General features: G+C 63.4%; 16 protein-coding genes. 12 read left to right on the forward strand and 4 right to left on the reverse strand.

The features are described from left to right. Positions 1-68: 68 nt before the first annotated feature. From ACK2SD_RS10155 to ACK2SD_RS10195, 9 genes are all read left to right on the forward strand, one after another. Positions 69-1,097, forward strand: a complete 1,029-nt coding sequence (locus tag ACK2SD_RS10155) for an AraC family transcriptional regulator (RefSeq protein WP_412462037.1) — start codon at positions 69-71, stop codon at positions 1,095-1,097. 56 nt (positions 1,098-1,153) lie between these two features. Next, positions 1,154-5,689 carry an NEL-type E3 ubiquitin ligase domain-containing protein gene (locus tag ACK2SD_RS10160; protein ID WP_412462038.1) on the forward strand — a complete coding sequence of 1,512 codons (4,536 nt, stop codon included), beginning with the start codon at positions 1,154-1,156 and terminating at the stop codon, positions 5,687-5,689. A gap of 69 nt (positions 5,690-5,758) precedes the next feature. Beyond that, complete coding sequence (locus ACK2SD_RS10165; protein ID WP_412462039.1) at positions 5,759-10,270, forward strand: NEL-type E3 ubiquitin ligase domain-containing protein; 4,512 nt, start codon at positions 5,759-5,761, stop codon at positions 10,268-10,270. A gap of 124 nt (positions 10,271-10,394) precedes the next feature. Next, positions 10,395-12,041 carry an AMP-binding protein gene (locus tag ACK2SD_RS10170; protein ID WP_412462040.1) on the forward strand — a complete coding sequence of 549 codons (1,647 nt, stop codon included), beginning with the start codon at positions 10,395-10,397 and terminating at the stop codon, positions 12,039-12,041. 12 nt (positions 12,042-12,053) lie between these two features. Continuing rightward, positions 12,054-12,821, forward strand: coding sequence for an SDR family NAD(P)-dependent oxidoreductase (locus tag ACK2SD_RS10175; protein WP_295482946.1), 768 nt, complete (start codon positions 12,054-12,056; stop codon positions 12,819-12,821). 12 nt (positions 12,822-12,833) lie between these two features. Further along, positions 12,834-14,027: an acetyl-CoA C-acyltransferase gene (locus ACK2SD_RS10180; protein WP_295482935.1), complete on the forward strand. Its 1,194-nt coding sequence runs from the start codon at positions 12,834-12,836 to the stop codon at positions 14,025-14,027. Between the two features lie 8 nt (positions 14,028-14,035). After that, positions 14,036-15,163: an acyl-CoA dehydrogenase gene (locus tag ACK2SD_RS10185; RefSeq protein ID WP_412462041.1), complete on the forward strand. Its 1,128-nt coding sequence runs from the start codon at positions 14,036-14,038 to the stop codon at positions 15,161-15,163. Positions 15,164-15,176: 13 nt separating this feature from the next. After that, complete coding sequence (locus ACK2SD_RS10190) at positions 15,177-15,950, forward strand: enoyl-CoA hydratase (RefSeq protein ID WP_412462042.1); 774 nt, start codon at positions 15,177-15,179, stop codon at positions 15,948-15,950. A gap of 326 nt (positions 15,951-16,276) precedes the next feature. Beyond that, positions 16,277-16,681, forward strand: coding sequence for a TraR/DksA family transcriptional regulator (locus tag ACK2SD_RS10195; RefSeq protein ID WP_029612337.1), 405 nt, complete (start codon positions 16,277-16,279; stop codon positions 16,679-16,681). Positions 16,682-16,767: 86 nt separating this feature from the next. Here the strand turns inward: ACK2SD_RS10195 and ACK2SD_RS10200 are convergent, their stop codons facing one another. After that, on the reverse strand, positions 16,768-16,974 hold the full coding sequence (locus tag ACK2SD_RS10200; RefSeq protein ID WP_080754742.1) for a hypothetical protein: 207 nt from the start codon (positions 16,972-16,974) through the stop codon (positions 16,768-16,770). Between the two features lie 314 nt (positions 16,975-17,288). On the opposite strand from ACK2SD_RS10200, the gene ACK2SD_RS10205 reads away from it, so the two are divergent. Continuing rightward, positions 17,289-17,759 carry a hypothetical protein gene (locus ACK2SD_RS10205; RefSeq protein WP_039578521.1) on the forward strand — a complete coding sequence of 157 codons (471 nt, stop codon included), beginning with the start codon at positions 17,289-17,291 and terminating at the stop codon, positions 17,757-17,759. After that, positions 17,756-18,010, forward strand: a complete 255-nt coding sequence (locus ACK2SD_RS10210) for a hypothetical protein (RefSeq protein WP_317872467.1) — start codon at positions 17,756-17,758, stop codon at positions 18,008-18,010. Before ACK2SD_RS10205 ends, ACK2SD_RS10210 begins: the two co-directional genes overlap by 4 nt. Here the strand turns inward: ACK2SD_RS10210 and ACK2SD_RS10215 are convergent. Then, positions 17,982-19,136, reverse strand: a complete 1,155-nt coding sequence (locus ACK2SD_RS10215) for a cysteine desulfurase family protein (RefSeq protein WP_412462043.1) — start codon at positions 19,134-19,136, stop codon at positions 17,982-17,984. The genes ACK2SD_RS10210 and ACK2SD_RS10215 overlap by 29 nt on opposite strands. Before the next feature lie 133 nt (positions 19,137-19,269). After that, complete coding sequence (locus ACK2SD_RS10220) at positions 19,270-20,214, reverse strand: LysR family transcriptional regulator (RefSeq protein ID WP_412462044.1); 945 nt, start codon at positions 20,212-20,214, stop codon at positions 19,270-19,272. 142 nt (positions 20,215-20,356) lie between these two features. Here ACK2SD_RS10220 and ACK2SD_RS10225 point away from each other — a divergent pair, with 142 nt between their 5' ends. Next, positions 20,357-21,586, forward strand: a complete 1,230-nt coding sequence (locus tag ACK2SD_RS10225; protein WP_412462045.1) for an acyl-CoA dehydrogenase — start codon at positions 20,357-20,359, stop codon at positions 21,584-21,586. A 35-nt stretch (positions 21,587-21,621) separates the two neighbouring features. On the opposite strand, the gene ACK2SD_RS10230 is transcribed toward ACK2SD_RS10225, so the two are convergent. After that, positions 21,622-22,632 carry a TerC family protein gene (locus tag ACK2SD_RS10230; RefSeq protein ID WP_295482842.1) on the reverse strand — a complete coding sequence of 337 codons (1,011 nt, stop codon included), beginning with the start codon at positions 22,630-22,632 and terminating at the stop codon, positions 21,622-21,624. Positions 22,633-22,674 lie beyond the last annotated feature (42 nt).

Raw genomic sequence — 22,674 nt, forward strand, 5'->3', positions numbered from 1 at the left:
GCGCAGGGAGGCTGGTGTTTTTCTTCGTTGCCTCTAAGATGGCTCGCACAGGGCGATCTGGGCAGGCGATGAGCGAGAAAGACAGCATTTCCATGCAACTGGTGCGCGAGGCGCTGGTCCAGTCCTGCCCACAGGACGCTCCCGTGGCCGCGTTGCTGACCCGGGCCGGAATCGATCCGCAACTGCTGCAAGTGGCCAGCGCGCGGGTACCTGCCCGGGCCTATGCGCGGCTCTGGCGTCTGCTGGCGCGCCGCTGCAATGACGAGTTCTTCGCCATGGACCGAAGGGGTCTACGCAGCGGCAGTCTGGCCTTCATGTGTCGGGCGAGCAGGGTGCAGCCGAGTGTCGGTGAAGGGCTGGAGACATTGCTCGAATTTCTGACGTTGATGCTCGACGACCTGCAGCCCACCCTGGTGCGCCAGCACAGTCTGGCTGAAATTGTCTTGGGTGAGCCACTCGACGAGCCGCGCCGGGCGTTCACCTATTTCACCTTCTGGATGATCGTTCACGGGGTGGCGTGCTGGCTGGCCGGTCGACGCATCCCTATTCTGGCCATTGAGTTACGCTGCGCTGAACCGCCTTTCTGCGACGACTATCGCGTGATGTTCTCGGAGAACCTGCAGTTCGACCGGCCCTGTACGCGCATGATCATCGCCGCGGACTGTCTGGCCCTGCCGATCCGCCGCACTCCCCAGGAGTTGCAGCGTTTCCTGGCCCAGGCGCCGGCCAACATCTTGGTCAAGTACCGCGATCCCGACAGCCTGGCGCGGCGTATACGCAGCGATCTGCTGCGCCTGCCCCCCGACGCCTGGCCAGACGCCGACGGTCTGGCGTCCCAACTGTGCCTGTCGGTATCGACGTTACGCCGCCGTCTCGCCGAGGAGGGGCAGACGTACCAGGGGCTCAAGGACAGCGCACGACGAGAGTTGGCGATTGCCTGGCTGAGCGAGTCGCAGGTGGCGATGGCCGAGATCGCCGAGCGTCTCGGGTTTGCCGATGCCAGTTCTTTTTACAAAGCCTTTCGCAAATGGTTCGGTTGCAACCCCGGGCACTACCGCACGCTGGTGCAGACCCGCCAGGCAAGCGATTCCGACTGATTTGCGCGAGAGACGGGGGCGAAGGTGGCGAGATTCCCACACCTGGATTGCCCGCCATGCAGCACGATTCGGTCCACGACAACATTTCCCACGCCACTGACCCATTCATCCAGCAGATCTTGCCTGAGTGGCTGGCCAAGGCCAGCGCGCAGCAACTGATGGATCTGCGCGATGCCTTCGCCGAGCATGGCAAGCATCGGCGTGCAGTGACCCATCAGCTCTGCGCACTCGAACCGCTGGATCGCTTCGCCAGGCAGCGATTGACGGATGCGCTGCACTATCGATTGCAGTTGACCGTCGACCTGGACAAGGTGTGGTGGCGCGAACAACTCCGCCGATTCACCGTCAAGCCGGACCAGCTTCCGTCGGATGAGCCCTATTGTGTCTCTGAGCCGGCCTTGCCCAGGCTCATGCAGAATTTTTCCAGTGGCGAGTCTTTCTATGAGGGAACGGCGCTGATCTACCCGGCCAGCGCGCAGGCCGCATTGGCCGAAGTCGTGCTGACCCAGGACAGCGCTGGCGTGGTGAGTGTGTGCCGCGAGACCGATGTGGGGGCCGCTTACCAGGATCATCTGTCGACGGTCTTCAATGCGCAGTTCATGCAAGACCTGGCGAACGACCTGCGCGCTTCTTTCGTGTTGGCCACACGGATTGCCGATGCTCGCCGGCAATTGCCGCCGGATGAGAAGCAACTCTTGCTCGACCTCGCGGCGGGCAGGCGTACTCGGCATCGCAATGTCAGGTTCGTTCAATGCGCCGAGTTGCAAGTGCTCGGCGCCTCGCTGACGGGTGTGCTGGCGGTGGAGATGCGCGGGTTCATGGGCGGGCTGTATGCCCCGCCCATGCTGCCCCCGATCATCGGCGTTCTGCTGCTGATGCCCGACGATGCCTTGCAACCGGTGCGGCAGTTCATCGGCTGGCGTGCAGTCAACGACTTTCTGCTCAGCCTGGCCAGGCAGCCTGAGACCTTGCAGGGGCTGTGCACGCGTGTTTCGGTATCGGCACGGGTCGACTGGCTGGCCAGGCTGGAAAAGCGCCTGCTCGATCCGGAGCCCGACCTGGAACCGACCGTGGCTGCTCGCCAAGGGGCCTTGTTCGACGCCTTGGCGCGGGTGCGAGTGTCGCGCATCCGCGATGATGCGCGAGCGCTGGCCGTCCCTACTGCTCAGGCGGACAGCGCTCACCGCGCTCGGCTGCAGCAGGCCCTGATTTCGGCAGGCTGGAGTGTGGCGGGGCTGGCCGGACTGTTCGTGCCGGCCCTAGGCACCTTGCTGTTGGCCGATCTGCTTCGCCAGACCTTGAGCCAGTTGTGCGAGGGCGTCGTGCACTGGACCCTCGGTCATCGCTATGAAGCGGTGGAGCACGTATTGGGCGTGGCCGAGACCGTGGCGGTCAACGCGGCGCTGGCGGCAGGCGCGACGCTGATAGCACGGAAGTTCGTGCGCAGCGACTTTGTCGACAGGTTGGAGCCTGTCACCAACTCGAGCGGTGAGCGTCGCCTCTGGCGCAACGACTTGACGCCCTATCAGGCGCCGCCCGCGCCGGCGGTATCGATCGAACTGGAAAACGGTTTGCACGGGGACGGCACACGCCTGTGGTGGCGCACACGGGATGTGAGCTACAGGGTCTGGGCTGCGGGCAACGATGGGCCTTGGCGCTTGCTCGATGGCTCCGATGCACAGGGCTTCGGCCCGGCGCTGGAGCATAACGGCGAGCGTGCCTGGCGGTTGCAGTTCGAGCGTGCGCAGCAATGGCCCCAGGCGACCTTGCTGGAACGCCTGTGGCCGGCGGCCGAGGGCTTGAGCGACGAGCAACAGCACCAGGTGCTAGGCGTGGCAGGGATCGACGAAGTGCACCTGCGCGGCTTGATGGTCGAAGCGCGGCCTATGCCAGTGCAACTGCGAGACACCCTTGAGCGGTTCGCTGTGCAGAACCGAATCGATGCCTTTTTTGCGCAGTTGGGCCAAGGAGATGCCGATCCTGCGCTGTGGCAATTCTGTGTAGAACAGTTGGGCATTCAGGATTTATCCCAGAAGGCGCAGGCCGCAAGCTTGGCCGAGTCGGCGTACAGCCTGCGTCCTGGCCTGCTGGAGCATTTCTCGCGGCGCTACCTGCGCACCGATTCCGCTATGCAACTCCTGCAGCGTGATTTTCCAGGTCTGCCGGATGCGTATGCCTTGGCGGTACTCGATCGCGTGACGATGAAAGACCGCGTCACCCTACGCAGCAAGCAACGTCTTCCCCTGAGCGTGGCACAGCACGCTCGCGAGATGCTCCAACTGGCCAGGCTGACGCGCATGCGCGAAGGTTTGTACCTGCGCGACAGTCATGGCCAGGGTGCGGTGGATGTGGTGTTCGCGTTGTTGAACCGGTATGCGGACTGGCCCGCTTCGGTCACCTTGGAGCTGCGTCAGGGCACCTTCGCAGGGCGCTTGCTCGGACGTCTGGCGGCCTTCGAATCGAGTGCCACGACACGGGTAATGGTCGCCGATCAGGGACGGATGCGCCTGTACGACAGTCAGGGGGGCGTATCGAGCCTGGTGGTTGAACAGCCGTTTGGACTGTTCGAAGCACTGTATGCCTGCCTGCCGCAGGCGGATCGCACGCGCCTGGCGCTGCCTGTGACGGCGGGTGCTCAAGCGCTGCGCCAGCGGCTGCGCAGTTGGCTGCCCACCTCGCGCTCAGCGCTACTGGCGCTGATGAACATGCGTGATGCCGGTGAGCCAGTCAGCTCCTTGCGGCGCCTGCCCGATGGCCGCGTGGGGTATCTGCTCAGCGGTCGCCAAGCCGGCACCGGGGTTTCTCGCGATCTCCTGCGCCGGCGTATCGGCGCTTTGTACAGCGAATTCGACGAGCGTCAGGTCGAGTCGCATCTGAATGCGATGATGGCGCATCCGGAAACGGCCTACGGCGCCATGCTGGCCCAGGAAGAGCAGTACAGCCAGCTCAAACAGCGACTGTCGCTGTGGGTGGACCGTGCCAGAACCTTACTCAACGCCCAGGCGCGCCGACAGGTCGCCAGCCAGTTGCGCAGGGCCTGGCGACTGAACGGTGATGTGATTCTCGATGTGAACGGCAGGTCCTATGGCGTGCGCTTGAACCTGAGTGGTCTGCCGCTGCGCAGCCTGCCGGACCTGGGGGCAGACATCGATTTCAGCCACGTGGGGGAGTTGGTCCTGACGGACCTGGGGCTGGAGAACCTACCGCCCGATTTCTTGAACTGCTTCTCCCAATTGCGTTGGTTGAATGTCAGCAACAATGCCCTGCGCCAGATTCCCGAAGCCTTGGCGCGCCTGCGCAAACTGCGAAATCTGCGTATGGAGGCTAATCAGATCATCCTCAACAATGCCGGTGTGAGCACCCTGCGTACGCTGACCAACCTGCGCACGCTGGATCTGAGTTTCAATCCCTTGGGTGCTGTAAGCCTGCAGTTGCGACCGCTGGTGCGTTTGCGTCAACTGAACCTGCGCAGTGCCAATCTACCCGCCGTGCCGGTCGATCTGGACTGGTGCGGGCTGTTGGAAAATGCCGACCTGCGCGATAACCACATTCATTCGTTGCCCCAGTCAATTCTCGAGTCCTCCCAATCCTTCATCCAGGCTTTGCGTCTGGAGGGCAACCCCCTGCCTGCTGCGATCAGGCGCCGTGTCGGTATCGTAGAACCGCTACCCGCGCAGGCTGGGGAGCAAGCGCTGCTGGTGGAAGGTGCCCGCGACCTGTGGCTGGAGTCGCTCGAGGAGCCGCAACGCACCGTCCGCTGGGAGCAGTGGCAAGCCCTGCGGCAAGAGCCGCAGAGCGAAGAGTTCTTCAGGCTGCTTGCCGAAATGACCGTGACCAGTGATTTTCGCAGGACCCCAGCGGACCTGAGGCAACGGGTCTGGACGCTGGTCGAAGCGGCGAGCGAGAACACCACCTTGCGCAACGAACTGTTTTCCCTGGTGGCCGATGAGCGCACGTGCGTGGACAGCATCGCGTCCTGTTTCAGTGCTCTGGAAGTGCGCTTGTTCATCGCTCAGGAGGTGGGCAGCGTACGTGACCCGGTCATGGCGCGCGCGGCGTTGCTGCGTCTGGCGCGTCGGTTGTTTCGTCTGGAGCAGGTACAGAAAGCAGCGCTGGCCGATATCACCCAACGCCGGACACGTGGCCAGACGGTGGACGAGGTGGAGGTGATGCTGGCGTATCGCGTGGGGCTCGCGGCGCAACTCGAGTTGCCGGGACAACCGCGCACCATGCAGTTCTCGGCTTTGGCCGAAGTCAGCGCAGACCAGTTGCGTCAAGTGGCCGCCGCAGTGCGCGCGGCCGAAGCTGGCGAGGAACTGGCTCAGTCCATCAGTAAGCAGGACTTCTGGATCGATAATCTGGAATCCGAGCATGCCGCTGCGTTCAATGCGGTGCGGGCGCCATTCTGGGAGCGTTTGGAGAAGCTGCACGTCACGCATTCGACGCGTGATGCGGTCTATCTGAGTCAAGTCGAGACCGTGGCGCACGAGCAACGCGAAGCGATCGCCGCGTTGCGCTTGCGTCTGACCCGCGAAGCGTTGGGCGAGGTAGATGCAGGAGGAGGGCAAGCCTCATCGAGCACCGATGTGTGACAGGTTTTCCCACTGCGGATGACACTCGCCTCCCGGCACTCTGAGTGTTTACTGCTCGAGGAACGTGCCATGTCACAATCACACGCTGCAAATCCAGACGACGCTGCCCGCCTGCAGGCGGCCACCGATGCGTTCATCGGTGACGCCCTGCCTGCTTGGTTGCGCCGGGCGTCTGCGGCCCAGATCAACCGGCTGCGGGACCGTTTCGCGCAGCATCAGGCCAGCCAACGGCGCGTGCGCGCCGCCACGCTAGACCTGATCCCCCTGCAAGCCTTCGCGCAGCAGCGGCTGATTACGCTGTTGCGCGATGGCGCGTCGTCGCAGGTGAAGCTCGAAGACCTGCAATGGCTGGAGGTCCGTCGCGAGTTTGGTCGACTGCCCGGCGTGCACTGGCCGTTCTACCGGCCTGTGACTGTTCGAGAGCCGGGGTTGCTGCGCCTGATGCAGAATTTCAGTGAGGGCGATGAGCTGTTGGCCGGTAGCGGATTGGTGGCGGCCGGCAGCGACACGCTGTTGTCCGATACACCCAGTGCGCTGGCCAATGCTTGTCGAGCGCTGGACGTCGGTTCACAGTATCAGCGTCAATTGCAGCAGGTTTTCGATGCTGCTACCTGTGCCAGCCTGGCTGACGACAAGCGTGCCGGGTTGAGCTTGGCGGCAGAGATCGCAGCACTCAAAGGTCAATTGAGCGCTTACGAGCAGATCGCGCTGGACGAGGTCGCGCGTGGACACCGCGACGCCAACGAGCAGGGGCTGCGGGGCTATCCCGGATTGTTGAGCCTCCTTGGCTGCACCACCAACGGCGCCATGGTCATTCTGCTGCGCGACAGCGAAGGTCAAGCGCAAGGGCTGGTGCTGTATCTGCCCAGTGATCCGGAGCGGGCCATCGAGCGCTTCGCCGATTGGCACACACTGGCCGTAACCTTGGTGCAGCGCCTGCGCGAACCTGTCTACCGCGAACGTTTCAGCCGCCTGATCGCCCTGCGCGAACGGCCGGCGTTTCTTCAGTTGTTGGCGACTCGCCTGAGTGACCCGCGTCCGGACCTGGCGCTGGAGGGCGTAACCCCTGAGGGGGATGTGTTCGTGCAGTGGGTGCATCGACAGGTGCAGTGCATTCACGACGATGCACGGCTGCTGCTGGTGCCGACCGCCGATGCCGACCGCACTGGCCGAGTCCAGCGCTTGCAAGCCTGGACGTCGGCCGGGCTGGGATTGGTCAATCTGGCCGGTCTGTTCATTCCCGGTGTCGGCGAGTTGCTGCTGGGACTGCTTGCGGCGCAGACCCTGTCGCAGGTTTACGAGGGTGCCCGGGATTGGCTGCAGGATCACCAGCATGAAGCGCTGGAGCATATGCTGGGTGTTGCCGAAACACTGGCGGTCGCGGCCGTGGTTACCACCGGGGCGACCCTGGTCGCACGCGGCTTTCAACGCAGCGCCTTCGTCGACAGCCTGGAGCCGGCGAGCCTGGGCAGCGGCCGTCACCGTCTATGGTGTAACGACCTGTCACCTTACCGATCCCGCGCTGATGGCGCCGAATTGCTCGCTGACGGTTCCTATGGACGAGAGGGGCGGCGCTGGATCTATGACGCCGCCGACTGCTTCGAGATCCACCGTCCCGATCCGCAGGGGCCGTGGCGTCTGCGTCATCCGCAGCGGCCTGACGCGTTCGGGCCGGTGGTCGATTTCAATGGCGAGCGCTGCTGGCGACTGCGTCGAGCACGCCCGTTGGAGTGGGGCGACGAAGCGCGCATGCTTGCGACGCTGTGGCCATCGGCCACGGCCCGCAGTGCCGAGGACGCCAGAGCGATCATCCAGGCCGCCAGGGTTGATGCCGACGAACTGCGTGGCCTGTTGGTCGGCAATCGCAGGCTGCCGGTCAATCTGCGCGATGCGCTACGTCGCTTCGACGCCGATGCGCGTACCCAGCGATTTTTCGCCAGCCTGCAGGAAGGCCGTCACGCCGTGCAAGGCGATGAGGTGATTCAGCGCTGGTGTATGGCCCAGCCGACACTGGCAGGTCTGGACGCCGACGGATTGCGCCAGGCGCTTGTGCAACAGCAGGCTGCGCTGCGCAAGGCGTTGTTCGATCACCTCAGTGAGGTTGGGCTGCCCGCCGACGACGCGCTGCTGGGACAGGTGCGCCGTGATTTTCCGGGCTTGCCTCCAGCCTATGCTGCGCAGGCAGTGGCGCAGGCCAGCGCCACCCAACGGCTGCTGGCGAGCGGCGAGCAACGGGTGCCGTTGGCTATTGCCCAGGGCGCCCGATCCCTGTTGCGTCTGGCCAGGCTTAGTCGTGCTGTACAAGGTTTATTCCTGGCCAATGCCACGTGCGCCGAGACGGGCGAGTTGGTCCTGGCGCTGTTGCGCCGCGTGCCTAATTGGCCTTCCTCGATCAATCTGCTGCTGCGCGATGGCAATGGTCGGCAGTTGGCGATTATGAATCCGGCGGGCAGTGCCCAGGCGTGCACGGAGCTCAGGGTACGAGAGGGGCGCGTATCGCTGTACGACTCCCAGGGACGTGCGCTCGAGGTCGAGGTGGAGGAGCCCGCTGGCTTCTGCGAGGCGATCAGCGCGCTGTTGTCGCCTGCGCAACTGCAATCGCTGCTGGCTGCCCCTGGCACAGCCACCGAACGCTTGCGTCAGGTGTTGATCGGTCAACTGCCGGCTTCCGATACGCAACTGATCCGCCTGTTGGGCTGGCCGACCCAGGCGCGTTGGGTCAATCCAGGACAGCGGTTACCCGACGGTCGAGTGGGCTACCTGCTCAGCGGCCGCCATCCGGGCGGTTCGCGCGGCGCTGCACCGGCGCTCAGCAACTCGATCCGCGCGCTCTATCCGAGTTTCGATGACGCCCAGGTGGCCCGCCACTTGCGCCGCCTGCTGTTATCGTCGTCCTCGCCGATGAGCGCGTTGCTGCAGGCGCAGGAGGCCTATCAGGATCTCGATACGGCCCTCAATCGCTGGCAGGGCGCTGAGCTCAACGAATCGAGAAGCGTGCTGCGGGGCAGGTTGGCCGATCGGCTGCGCCGGGTCTGGCGCATGGAGGATAATGCCATCTCCCTGACCTCCGAGATGCCGGCCAGCGTGCGTCTGGATTTCAGTGGCCTGGCGCTGCGAACCCTGCCCGCGTTTCCCAGTACCGTGTCGTTCGAGCCGGTGACCGAACTGGTCTTGACGGACGTGCAGATCAACGCTGTTGCGCCCCAGTTCCTGCAAGCCTTCCCGCGCCTGCGACGCCTGACCCTCAATCGCAACCAGCTGCTGGCGATACCCCCTGGGGTTGGCTATCTCGTGGAGTTGCAGACATTGCGCCTGGCGCACAACCAGGTGCGCATGAATGCCCAGGGTCTGGCGGTGCTCAGCGGTCTGCCGAACCTTGAGGTGCTGGACTTGAGTGACAATCCCGTGGGATTCGTCCAGTTGCGCTTCAATCAGCTTTCCCACCTGCGCGAGCTTTTCCTGCGCCATTGCAATATGACCACTTGGCCTTTCGGCTTGCAGTTGTGTGGGGCGCTGCAGCGGGTCGATCTACGCGACAACCAACTGATGTCGCTGCCCGACGACATCATGATGATGCCGTTGTCCTATCGCAGAGCGTTTCTGCTCGAGCGTAACCCCATGCCTAGCCGCGAGCTCGTCAGGCTATACAGTGTGCAGGACTACGACCGCCTGCACGACATCGGTGAGGGTGATTCAGTACCTGAACCCCAGGAGGGTGCAGGTCACTGGCTGACGCCTCTTGAGCCCGAGCAGCGCCTCACGCTGCAGGCGCAATGGGATACGCTGCGAGCGCTGCCGGGCAGTGACAGTTTCTTCGCGCTGCTGGACGAGTTGCACTCCACGGCCGATTTCGTCGCGCATCACACCTACCTCGCCGGCAGAGTGACGTGGATGGTCGGCGTGCTGGCGGAGGATGCGCCGTTACGTGAGACGGTCTTCGAGCGAGTCTCGGACAGCCCGACCTGCGCAGATGGTCTGGCCGAACGGTTCAGCGAGCTGATGCTACAGGTGGAAGTGGCCAGGGCTAATCGCTACGGTGCGGCGCAGGAACGAGGTGCTCGGCTGATCCACCTGGGGCGGCAGTTGTACCGCTTGGGGCAAGTGGACCGTATCGCCCGCCAGGTGATCGCCGGCCGGCGCCAGACCGGCCGCGATGTCGATGACCTCGAAGTGATCCTGTTCTATCGGATACAGCTTGCCGAGTCCCTGGATTTGCCATTGCAGCCGCGTTCGATGCGTTACGAGAGCGTGGCTGACGTCAGCCCGTCGCAACTGGATGAGGCGTTGAAGACCGTGCTCGCTGCCGAGACTGAGCAAGCGCTCGTCGAGTATCTGGTGCAGCAGGAATTCTGGCGAACGTACCTGCAGGAGCGACATGACCGGGTATTCGCTTCGGTCACCCAGGACTTCGCTGCCCGGGGCGAGGCCATCGATGAAGCGAGCGAGCAGTTGTCCAGCCAGGAATACACCGCGCGTTGGGATGCGCTGAAGAGCGAGCGGGAGGCCACCCTCGATGCGCTGGTCATGGAGTTGACCCTTGAAGCACTGGTCGGTGTTGCGCCCAGGCACAGCGTGAGCTGAACGCGAGCACGGCCATAACGCTCAACCACATTGACAGCTTTGGCCATTGTCGGCCCTGGCTGGCAGCGCCAACATCGTCGGACCCCATGTCTCTTGCTCCCATAACAACAACAGGAGTCCGACGATGCGTGACCATGCCGAAGCCGTGCGCGCCTTCGACTATGCCCGAACGGCCGAGGAGGCCTTGCACGGCACCCTCCAGCGTCTCAATGCCTGTCTCGAATGCTGTGATCGACACGTCGGTGCCGACCGGATCGCGCTGATTTGCGAGGACCGCGACGGCACTACCCGTCGCTACAGTTTCGAACAGTTGCAGGCGCAGTCGCAGCGTTTTGCCACGGTGCTCAAGGACCGCGGGGTCGGCGCCGGCGACCGTGTCGCCGGGCTGATGCCGCGCACGGTCGAGTTGCTGGTGACCATCCTGGCCACCTGGCGCCTGGGGGCGGTCTATCAACCGCTGTTCACGGCCTTCGGGCCCAAGGCCATCGAGCACCGCCTGGAGCAGTCTCATGCCCGTGTGGTGGTGACCGATCGGCACAACCGCCCCAAGCTCGAAGGACTGTCGTGCGAGCCGGCAATCATCACCGTCGGCGCTGCGGCGGGCGAGCCCGACTTCGCCCAATTGCGCGACGCCGCCGAGCCCCTGCGCGAGGCGGTGATGCGCAGCGGCGATGACCCCTTCCTGCTGATGTTCACCTCCGGTACTACCGGCCCTGCCAAGCCGCTGGAAGTGCCGCTGCGCGCCATCGTGGCGTTTCAGGGCTACATGCGCGAGGCCATCGACCTGCGCCCGGAGGACAACTTCTGGAACCTGGCCGATCCTGGCTGGGCCTATGGACTCTACTACGCGGTCACCGGCCCGCTGGCCCTGGGGCATGCCACCACGTTCTACGATGGTCCATTCAGCGTCGAGAGCTGCGCGCGGGTGATCGACAAGCTGGGCATCAGCAACCTGGCCGGGTCGCCCACGGCTTATCGCCTGCTGATCGCCGCTGGCAGCGCCTTTTCGGCGCCGATCAAAGGGCGTTTGCGCGTGGTCAGCAGTGCTGGCGAGCCACTCAATCCCGAGGTGATCCGCTGGTTCGCCGACGAACTGGGCGTGACCATCCATGACCACTACGGGCAGACCGAGCTGGGCATGGTGTTGTGCAACCACCACGGTCTGGCCCACCCGGTCCACATGGGTTCGGCCGGCTACGCCGTGCCGGGGCATCGCATCGTGGTGCTGGACGAGGCCTGCAACGAGTTGGCGGCGGGCCAACCCGGCGTGCTGGCGGTGGACCGCGAGCAATCGCCGCTGTGCTGGTTCGACGGCTATCACGGGGTGCCGACCAAAGCCTTCGTCGGCAAGTACTACTTGTCCGGCGACACCGTCGAGCTCAACCCCGACGGCAGCATCAGCTTCGTCGGGCGCAACGACGATGTGATCACCACCTCCGGCTATCGCGTCGGGCCGTTCGATGTGGAAAGCGCGCTGATCGAGCACCCGGCGGTGGTCGAGGCCGCCGTGATCGGTAAGCCCGATCCTGAGCGCACCGAGCTGATCAAGGCATTCGTGGTGTTGAGCGCGGGCCATGGCCCGAGCCCGGAACTTGAGGAAACCCTGCGTCAGCATGTGCGTCAGCGGCTTTACGCCCACGCCTACCCACGCGAAATCGAATTCGTCGCAGAGCTGCCCAAGACCCCCAGCGGCAAGCTGCAACGCTTCATCCTGCGCAACCAGGAAATCGCCAAGCAACAGGCTGCGCAGACCCCCGCTGCCAGCGCCTGAAGGAAGCTATCCATGAACCTAAAGAACTCCCATTTCATCGTCACCGGCGCCGCTTCGGGCCTGGGTGCGGCCACCGCGCAATTGCTGGTGGAGGCGGGCGCCCGCGTGATGCTGGTCGATCTCAATGCCCAGGCGGTCGAGGCCAAGGCGCGCGAACTGGGTGACAATGCCCGTTTCGCGGTGGCCGACATCAGCGACGAGCAGGCGGCGCAGGCCGCCGTAGCGGCAGCAGTGAACGCGTTCGGCAGCCTGCAAGGGCTGGTCAACTGCGCCGGTATCGTCGGCGCCGAGAAAGTCCTGGGCAAGGAGGGGCCGCATGCCCTGGCCAGCTTCGCCAAGGTGGTCAGCGTCAACCTCATCGGCAGCTTCAACATGCTGCGCCTGGCCGCTGCGGCCATCAGTGAAAGCCCTGCCGATGACGGCGGCGAGCGTGGCGTCATCATCAACACGGCGTCCGTGGCCGCCTATGATGGCCAGATCGGCCAGGCAGCCTATGCCGCCTCGAAGGGGGCGGTGGCCAGCCTGACCTTGCCCGCAGCGCGCGAGCTGGCGCGCTTCGGCATCCGCGTGATGACCATTGCCCCGGGCATCTTCGAAACACCGATGATGGCCGGCATGACCCAGCCGGTCCGCGACTCGCTGGCCGCTGGCGTGCCATTCCCGCCACGCCTGGGGCGGCCAGATGAGTACGCTGCGCTGGTCCGACACATCATTGAGAACAGCATGCTCAACGGCGAGGTGATTCGCCTCGACGGCGCGCTGCGCATGGCTGCCAGATAAGGAGAACGCTACATGGCCCTCGCCAACGATCCCATCGTCATCGTCAGTGCCGTGCGTACGCCCATGGGCGGGCTGCAGGGCGATCTGAAGAGCCTCACGGCGCCGCAATTGGGCAGTGCCGCGATCCGCGCCGCCGTGGAGCGCGCCGGCCTGCAACCCGACAGTGTCGAGCAGGTGCTGTTCGGCTGCGTGCTGCCCGCCGGGCTCGGTCAGGCACCGGCGCGACAGGCTGCCCTGGGCGCCGGTCTAGACAAGCACACCACCTGCACCACCTTGAACAAGATGTGTGGCTCTGGCATGCAGGCGGCCATTTTGGCCCATGACCTGTTGTCGGCCGGCAGTGCCGAGGTGGTGGTGGCCGGTGGCATGGAAAGCATGAGCAATGCGCCGTATCTGCTGGACAAGGCGCGGGCCGGTTACCGCATGGGGCATGGCCGGATCCTCGACCACATGTTCCTCGATGGTCTGGAGGACGCCTACGACAAGGGCCGTTTGATGGGCACCTTCGCCGAGGACTGCGCCCAGGCCAACGGCTTCGATCGCCAGGCGCAGGATGCCTTCGCCATCGACTCGCTGACCCGTGCACAAGCGGCGATCGACCACGGCCGTTTCGCTGATGAGATCGTTGCGGTGGAGGTGACCGACGGCAAACAGAAACGTCTGGTGGAGCACGACGAGCAGCCGCCCAAGGCGCGTCTGGACAAGATCGCTCAGCTCAAGCCAGCCTTTCGCGACGGCGGTACGGTCACGGCGGCGAACTCCAGTTCCATTTCCGACGGCGCAGCGGCGCTGGTGATGATGCGTCGCAGCGAGGCCGAGAAACGGGGCCTGCAACCGCTGGCAGTGATCCACGGGCATGCGGCGTTTGCCGACAGTCCGGCGCTGTTTCCCACCGCGCCGATCGGGGCCATCGAGCGGCTGGTCGAACGCACCGGCTGGCGTCTGGCCGAGGTGGACCTGTTCGAGATCAACGAAGCCTTTGCCGTGGTGACGCTCGCGGCCATGAAGCATCTGGACCTGCCCCGCGACAAGGTCAATATCCATGGCGGCGCCTGTGCCCTGGGTCACCCCATCGGCGCGTCGGGCGCGCGCATTCTGGTGACCCTGCTCTGGGCGTTGCGCCAGAACAACCTGCGCCGCGGCATCGCGGCCATCTGCATCGGCGGCGGCGAAGCCACGGCGATGGCGGTCGAATGCCTGTACTGAGGTGAACCATGCTGGTAACTGACGAGCAACAACAGATCGCCGACGCGGTGAAGGACTTCGCTCAGGAGCGGCTCAAGCCGTTCGCTGAACAATGGGACAAGGCGCATCGCTTCCCGCGCGAGGCCATCGAGGAAATGGCCGGGCTGGGCCTGTTCGGCATGCTGGTGCCGGAGCAGTGGGGGGGAAGCGACACCGGTTATGTCGCCTACGCCCTGGCGCTGGAGGAGATCGCCGCCGGCGACGGCGCCTGTTCGACCATCATGAGCGTGCACAACTCGGTGGGATGCGTACCAATCCTGCGCTTCGGCACCGAAGAACAGAAGGCGCAATTCCTTGTCCCGCTGGCCCGCGGCAGCATGCTTGGGGCTTTCGCCCTGACCGAGCCGCAGGCGGGCTCCGACGCCAGCAGCCTGAAAACCCGTGCCCGCCGCGACGGCGATCATTATGTATTGAGCGGCAGCAAGCAGTTCATCACCTCAGGCCAGAACGCCGGGGTGGTGATCGTATTCGCCGTCACCGACCCCGAGGCCGGCAAGCGCGGTATCAGCGCCTTCATCGTGCCCACTGACGCGCCGGGTTATCAGGTGGCGCGGGTCGAGAACAAGCTCGGCCAGCATGCCTCGGACACCTGTCAGATCGTTTTCGATAATGTGAAGGTGCCAGTGGCCAATCGCCTGGGCGAGGAGGGAGAGGGCTATCGCATCGCGTTGGCCAACCTGGAGGGCGGACGCATCGGCATCGCCGCACAGGCCGTAGGCATGGCCCGCGCCGCGTTCGAGGTGGCTCGTGACTATGCACGCGAACGGCACAGTTTCGGTAAGCCGTTGCTCGAACACCAGGCCGTGGCTTTCCGCCTGGCCGACATGGCCACGCGCATCGCTGTGGCCCGGCAGATGGTGCTGCATGCCGCCGCCATGCGCGATGCCGGGCGCCCCGCATTGGTCGAGGCGTCGATGGCCAAGCTGTTCGCTTCGGAAATGGCTGAGAAGGTCTGCTCCGACGCCTTGCAGACGCTCGGTGGATATGGCTATCTGAAAGACTTCCCGCTGGAGCGTATCTACCGCGACGTGCGGGTGTGCCAGATCTACGAAGGCACCAGTGACATTCAGCGCATGGTCATTGCGCGCAACCTTTGAAGGAGCAGCTTGCATGGCATTCGAAACAATCCTGCTGGACATCCACGGCAAAGTCGGGCTGATCACGCTCAATCGTCCCCAGGCGCTCAATGCCCTGAACGCGCAGATCGTCGCCGAGGTCAACCAGGCCCTGGACCAGCTCGAGCACGATCCGAACATCGGCTGTGTGGTGATCACCGGCTCGGCCAAGGCGTTCGCTGCCGGCGCCGACATCAAGGAGATGGCCGAGCTGAGCTACCCGCAGATCTACGTCGACGACCTGTTCAGCGATGCCGACCGCATTGCCAACCGACGCAAGCCGATCATCGCAGCAGTCTCTGGCTTCGCCCTGGGCGGCGGTTGCGAGTTGGCCATGATGTGCGACTTCATCCTGGCAGCGGACAATGCCAAGTTCGGTCAGCCGGAAGTCAATCTGGGTGTGCTGCCCGGCATGGGCGGTACCCAGCGTCTGACCCGCGCGGTGGGCAAGGCCAAGGCCATGGAGCTGTGCCTGACCGGTCGCCTGATGGGCGCCGAGGAGGCCGAACGGGCAGGGCTGGTGGCACGCGTGGTGCCCCAGGCCGAGCTATTGGAAGAAGCGCTCAAGGTCGCCGCAAGCATCGCCAGCAAGTCGGTCCCGATGAGCATGATGGTCAAGGAAAGCGTCAACCGCGCCTTCGAGGTCACCTTGAGCGAGGGCGTGCGCTTCGAGCGTCGGGTGTTCCACGCGGCCTTTGCCACCGAAGACCAGAAGGAGGGCATGGCCGCGTTCATCGCCAAGCGCGAGGCGCAGTTCAAGGACCGCTGAACACATTGGGCGCGTGGCGGGCGACGGCGGTGCGCCCGCCCGCGTCGCATCGCCGACTGGTCGGGGCTGTCGAGTTGCTGCATAGTACGCCCGTGGCCAGCGCGCCTTGCCCTGTCCGGCAGTGGCCGATCGACAGCCCGGCCGGCGGAATCCTTGCCGTTTCAGGCAAATTCCCCACGCTGGCTGTTGCCCCCCGGGGCTTGGCACCTTAGACTGCCGCCCCCTGCAAAAGAGTGCCGGTTGGCGCTTGAAGAATTCCGTCATCGGCGTGCCATCGCCGGTGGTACCCGAATCGCCCAAATGCACATTTTTTCATAGAGAATTCGATGACCAAGGAACAGTTGCTGGCCATGTCGGCCGATGACTACATGAATGCCGATCAGCTCGCGTACTTCACCGCGATGTTGCAAGCGATGAAAGTCGAGACCCACGAGCGTATCGAGCTGAGCCGCGCGACCATCGAAAGCCTGGATACGCCATCCGATCCCGCCGACGTCGCCTCGGTCGAGGAAGAGCGTCACTGGTTGGTCAATGCCATCGAGCGCGATCAGCGCCTGCTGCCGCAGTTGGAGATGGCCCTGGGTCGCATCGCCGACGAAAGCTTCGGTTGGTGCGATGACAGTGGCGAGCCGATTGGTCTGCAGCGCCTGTTGATCAGTCCAACCACCAAGTACTGCATCGAAGCCCAGGAACGCCACGAGCAGTTGGATCGCCACCAGCGGCAGATCTGATCGAGGCGTTCAGCAACAAGGCCCTGCAGCTTACGCGCAGGGCCTTTTGCATTTTCAGCCGTTTGCCGTCGCGCGCGGTGCAGGCTTCACGCTGCACAGTCGTCCAACAGACGTGCCAATGCACAGGCTTCCAGGTGGCTGCGGCGGAAACCTTTGACCCTGCCGGTGGTGCGGTCTGTGACGTGAAAGAACTGTATTCCGGCCGGGACAACGACGAACCGCAGGGTATTCGTCAGTTGCTGCATGTAAGAAATACTCGAGACCTCTCGACGGATTTCGGTGTTTTCGTGCATATTCCTTCCCCTGTAAATGCGCGGATACGTTGCAGGGCCCGATCTGCCGAGGGCCTGACGCTATCTATTGCATCTTTTCCAGCGGCGTTGTTGTCAGACGGTGCTGGTTCCCCTGTGGGACCGGCATGAAGCGTTTTCTGGGGAGTCTGCTGGCGATTCAGGGTAAAGAATCCTGCTCTTCGTATCGCCTAGCTTCACAGACGTCGGGCACATCATGTCACTAACCTTTCAGACTTCACGTTGAAATGGCCGCCGCGTCATGCCTGCACGGCCGTGCATGACGGCGGGTAACATTAGGTTCGAGGATCACTTCATTGGCAGTCAGTACACTGGATACCCACGCCCTGTTCGCCTTGGGCGACTTGCGCGGCAAGCTGGTCAAACTCTTTCAGAACCGTTTCGTCTATGTCACCGAGCAGAATCCTGACGGCCTGTACATGGCTGAGATCGACACCGACAGCGCGTTGGTGGTGGACGACAAGCAGCACTTGGAACTCAAGGTGGGCGACCACTTCAGGGCTGCGGTATTGCCCAGTCGCGAAGGCGGTAAGCTCGAACTGCGCTTTCGCGAAATCAAGTTCAACGTCTATGGCGTAGGCGACTATGCCTTCGTCTCGGTTGCCGAAGGCGAAGGGATCGTCTTTCGCGACGGCCACAGCGTGATGCTGGTGTTCGCCGCGCATCAGCCAATCACCGAGGGCCTGGGCAAGTTGCTCAAGGCCGTGACCGGCAAGGTCGCCAAGTGGCGCAAGGGTGAGCTGACCACGTTCAAGGCCAGCGAATGAGCGAAGCGCGATCCCGGCCCTTGGATCGTGCTGCGTTTCATCAGCGGCATCAGGCCGAAGCCGTGCGACAGGCGCAGCGGCTACTGGACTGTCGTTCGGCGATGCAGGGTGCGTGGTTCGACTGGGTGGCGGCTCAGCTCTATCAGATGGACTCGCCGCCTTTCGTGGCCATGGTTCGGCGTGAGTTGCAGCGTCTGGTCCAGTCTGCACACGATCAGACGGTTACCACAGTGCGCTCGCTCCAGCCATGATGACGCGGCGGAACACCTCGATCGCTTTGTCCACGTCCGTCTCGCTGCTGTAACGCCCGAGGCTGATGCGTACGCTGCTGCGCGCCTGCTGCTCGCCCATGCCCAGCGCCAGCAGCACATGCGAAGCTGCATTGCTGGCCGAGTTGCAGGCCGAAGTCGATGAGATCGCCAGTTCCGAGGCCAGTGCCTCGACGTTGAAACCCTTGGCCTGAATACACAGGTTCAGCGTGTGTGCAATGCGCTGCTCGGCGCAGCCGTTGAGACCCACGCCCGGCAGGCCCAGCAGCCCATTGCGCAAGCGCTGTGACAATGCCTGGATGCGACGTTGTTCGTCCTCGGCCAGCAGCCCCGCCAGGGCGAATGCGCTGCCCATGCCAACGATCTGGTGGGTGGCCAAGGTGCCAGAGCGCATTCCACCTTCGTGACCGCCGCCGTGCATCTGCGCGTGCAGCAGCGGGCGCGCACGCTCGCCGACGTAGAGGGCGCCAATGCCTTTGGGGCCGTAGACCTTGTGCGCAGACACCGACATCAGATCAACGGCCTGGCGCTCGACGTCGAGCACGACCTTGCCCACCGCCTGCGCGGCGTCGACATGCAGCAGCGCCCCGTGCGCTCTTACGTAGTGGCCGATGCGGGCGAAGTCGGTGACAGTGCCCAGTTCGTTGTTCACCGCCATCAGTGACACGAGCCGGGTGTCGGGGTGCAGCGCCGCGCGTACGGCCTCAGGTTGAATCAGCCCACGGTCATCCGGTGCCAGGCGTGTGACGGTCCAACCTTGGCGCTCAAGGTAGGCGGCCGTGTCGAGTACCGCCTTGTGCTCCAACTGACTGGTGACGAGGTGTCCTGGCTTATCCATACCATGACAGATGCCCTTGAGTGCAAGGTTGTTGGACTCGGTTGCCCCGGAGGTCCATACGATCGAGTCGGGCACCGCGCCGAGTTGCCCGGCGACTTGTCCTCGCGCCTGCTCGACCAGTTCGCGGGCGGCTTGTCCGTAGGCGTGGCCGCGTGAAGCAGGGTTGCCGAAGTGCGTATGGCGGCTCATGCAGGCCAGCATACTTTCCAGGACCTGATCATCGATCGGGGTAGTGGCGGCATAGTCGAAATAGAGTGGGCTGACAGGCATAGTGAATCCGACGCGGTTACTGGGATACCCGTCATATTAGGCCCTGACCTAAAAACGATCTTTCATATTTTCTATGTTTTCCGTTTTAAAATAGAAATATTTCCTAAATATATGGATTTACATAGAAATAAATTTAATCGTTATCTCCGGGCTGGCCTGCTGAAAGCGCTCGTTCATCCTGCGCCACCACGTGCTGACACAACTCGATGATTTGTTCGCGCATCCAGCGGTTGGCGGGATCCTGATCTGTGCTCTCGTGCCAGTACAGGTGCGTTTCCAGCGGCGGAATCTCGACGGGCAAAGACAGGTAGCGTAATTGGTGCCGTCGGGCGAAACGTTCCGGTACGGTCATGACCATATCGGTTTGCTGCAGTACTTGGGACGCCATCAGGTAGTGCTGCGAGCGCAGGGCCACCCTGCGTTGCACCCCCATCTTGCCCAATGCCAGGTCGACGTAACCCAAGCCATTGCGGCGGCTGGAAATGTGGATGTGGGTCATGCCTAGATAGTGCTCAAGGGTCAATGTGCTACCCGACTGGGGATGGCCCTGGCGCATGGCGCAGACGTAGCGGTCCTCCATCAACTTGACGTGACGCACTTGTGGGTCGGTGTTCAGCGGTGCATCCACGGCGAAATCCAGACGTCCTGCTGCCAGTTCCTTGGTGGTTTCCCGGCGTTTACCCAGGAAGCTTTCGATCACCACGGCGGGGGCCAGGCGGCGCAAGCGCTGAAAGAGCAGAGGCAGGATCACGGCCTCGGTCAGGTCGGTCATGCTGATGCGAAAGGTCTTGTTCGCTTGCTGCGGGTTGAAGATACGGCTCTCCTGCACCGACGTGCGCAGCAGCGCCAGGGCATTGCGCACCGGGCCGATGATGTTCTGCGCCATGGGGGTGGGCACCATGCCTTGGGCGGTGCGCACGAACAGTGGATCGTTGAAGGTTTCACGCAAGCGTGACAGGGCGTTGGACACGGCTGGCTGGGTAATGCCGACGATCTGCCCGGCGCGCGTCAGGTTGGCCTCGGTGTAGATGGCGTCGAAGACGATGAACAGGTTGAGATCGACCTTGCTGAGGTTCATGGTGCGCCGCTCTTGATTGATGTTATGGCGGGATCATATATCGGTTATGAATGTTAATACACAGTGAAAATAGACTGGATGGATTGATGTCTGCTGCTCTAGTCTGCAATCCAGTCACTCCATTGCGCACAGGAACCTCTTTATGGATTTCGCCTACACGCCCAAGGTCCAGGCTCTGCGCGAGCGCGTTATCGCGTTCATGGACACCCATGTCTACCCCGCTGAGGCGGAGTTTGAGCGTCAGGTGGCCGAGGGCGACCGCTGGCAACCCACTGCGATCATGGAAACGCTGAAGGCCGAGGCCAAAGCGCAAGGGTTGTGGAACCTGTTCCTGCCGGAATCGCATTACGGCGCAGGCCTGACCAATCTGGAATACGCCCCCCTGGCCGAGATCATGGGGCGCTCGCTGTTGGGGCCGGAGCCGTTCAACTGTTCGGCGCCCGATACCGGCAACATGGAAGTCCTGGTGCGCTATGGCACTGCGGCCCAGCAGCAGCGCTGGCTGGAGCCGTTGCTGCGTGGCGAGATCCGTTCGGCTTTCGCCATGACCGAGCCTGACGTGGCCTCCTCGGACGCCACCAACATGGCGGCCACCGCTGTGCGCGAGGGTGATCAGTGGTTGATCAACGGGCGTAAGTGGTGGACGTCCGGCGCGTGTGATCCGCGCTGCAAGGTGTTGATCTTCATGGGGCTGTCCAACCCGGACGGCCTGCGGCATCAGCAACACTCGATGGTTCTGGTGCCTACCGATGCGCCAGGCGTGAAGATCGTCAGGCCGCTGCCGGTGTTCGGCTATGACGATGCACCGCACGGCCACGCCGAGGTGTTGTTCGACAACGTGCGCGTGCCTTATGAAAACGTCATCCTCGGTGAGGGCCGAGGCTTCGAGATTGCTCAGGGGCGTCTGGGGCCGGGGCGCATACACCACTGCATGCGCTCGCTGGGCATGGCCGAGCGAGCGTTGGAGCTGATGTGCAAACGTGCGGTGGCGCGTACGGCGTTCGGTAAGCCGCTGGCACGCCTGGGCGGCAATATCGACAAGATCGCCGATTCACGCATGGAGATCGACATGGCGCGGCTGCTGACCCTCAAGGCCGCCTACATGATGGATACAGTGGGTAACAAGGTCGCGCGCAGCGAGATCGCCCAGATCAAGGTGGTGGCGCCGAACGTGGCGTTGCGCGTGATCGATCGCGCCATACAGATCCATGGCGGCGCGGGGGTCAGTGGTGACTTCCCGCTGGCCTACATGTACGCCATGCAGCGTACTCTGCGCCTGGCCGATGGGCCGGATGAAGTGCATCGGGCTGCCATCGGCAAGTACGAGGTTGGCAAATACGTGCCCAGAGAGATGCTGCGCAGCAGCCAGTGAACAGGTCTCCAGTGCGCATTGAGGCCCGTCCGGATTCACGAGGGCTTGCCATTGTCGGCAGCTCCGTCGCCTCGATCATGCCGGGTCTTGAACAGTGACAGGAGTACCCCGCCCAGCAGCAGCCCGAGCGTGACCCCCAGCGAGAGCAGCGCGGGCACTTCACCGATCAGGCCATGGTAGAAAATCTTGCAGCCGATGAAGATCAGCACCAATGCCAAGGCATATTTGAGGTAGATGAAGCGGTGCATCAGCGCTGACAGGGCGAAATACAACGAGCGCAGGCCGAGGATGGCGAAGATGTTCGAGGTATAGACGATGAATGGGTCCTGGGTGATGGCGAAAATCGCCGGTACGCTGTCTACCGCGAACACCAGGTCGGCCAGTTCGATCAGGACCAAGGCCATGAACAGCGGTGTCGCATAGCGCAGCGCTTTGCTCTGGCCCGGGGGCGTCAGGCGGACGAAGAAACGCTTGCCGTGTAACTGGTCGGTCACCCGCAAATGCTTGCGTACGAAGCGCAGGATGGGATTGTTGGCCAGGTCAGGCTCGCTGTCTTCCTTGGACAAGGCCATCTTGATCCCTGTGAACAGCAGAAATGCGCCGAACAGATAGAGCACCCAGGCAAAGTTCTGGACCAGCGCTGCGCCCACCCCGATCATGATCGCCCTGAGCACGACCACGCCGATGATGCCCCAGAACAGCACTCGGTGCTGGTAGCGCCGGGGAATGGCGAAAAAGCTGAAGATCATCGCCATGACGAACACATTGTCCATCGACAGCGATTGCTCGACGAGAAAGCCGGTATAGAACTCCAGCGCCGACTGTGCGCCCAGCTCGAACCACACCCACGCACCGAACAGCACGCCCACGCTGAAGTAGCCTGAGTACAGCAGCAGGCTTTCGCGCATCTCGATTTCACGTTCCTGCCGATGCAGTACGCCCAGGTCCAGCACCAGCAAGGCAATGACGATGGTGATGAACACCAGCCACAACCACGTGCTGGTGCCGAGCAGGGGAGAAGTGAGGAATGTCTGCAGAGCTGTCATGAGCCCCTCCTTGATTGTCGACGTTGCATGGCAACAGTGATT

The organism is Pseudomonas sp. SC11 (assembly GCF_047039205.1).
Taxonomy (GTDB): domain Bacteria; phylum Pseudomonadota; class Gammaproteobacteria; order Pseudomonadales; family Pseudomonadaceae; genus Aquipseudomonas; species Aquipseudomonas boreofloridensis.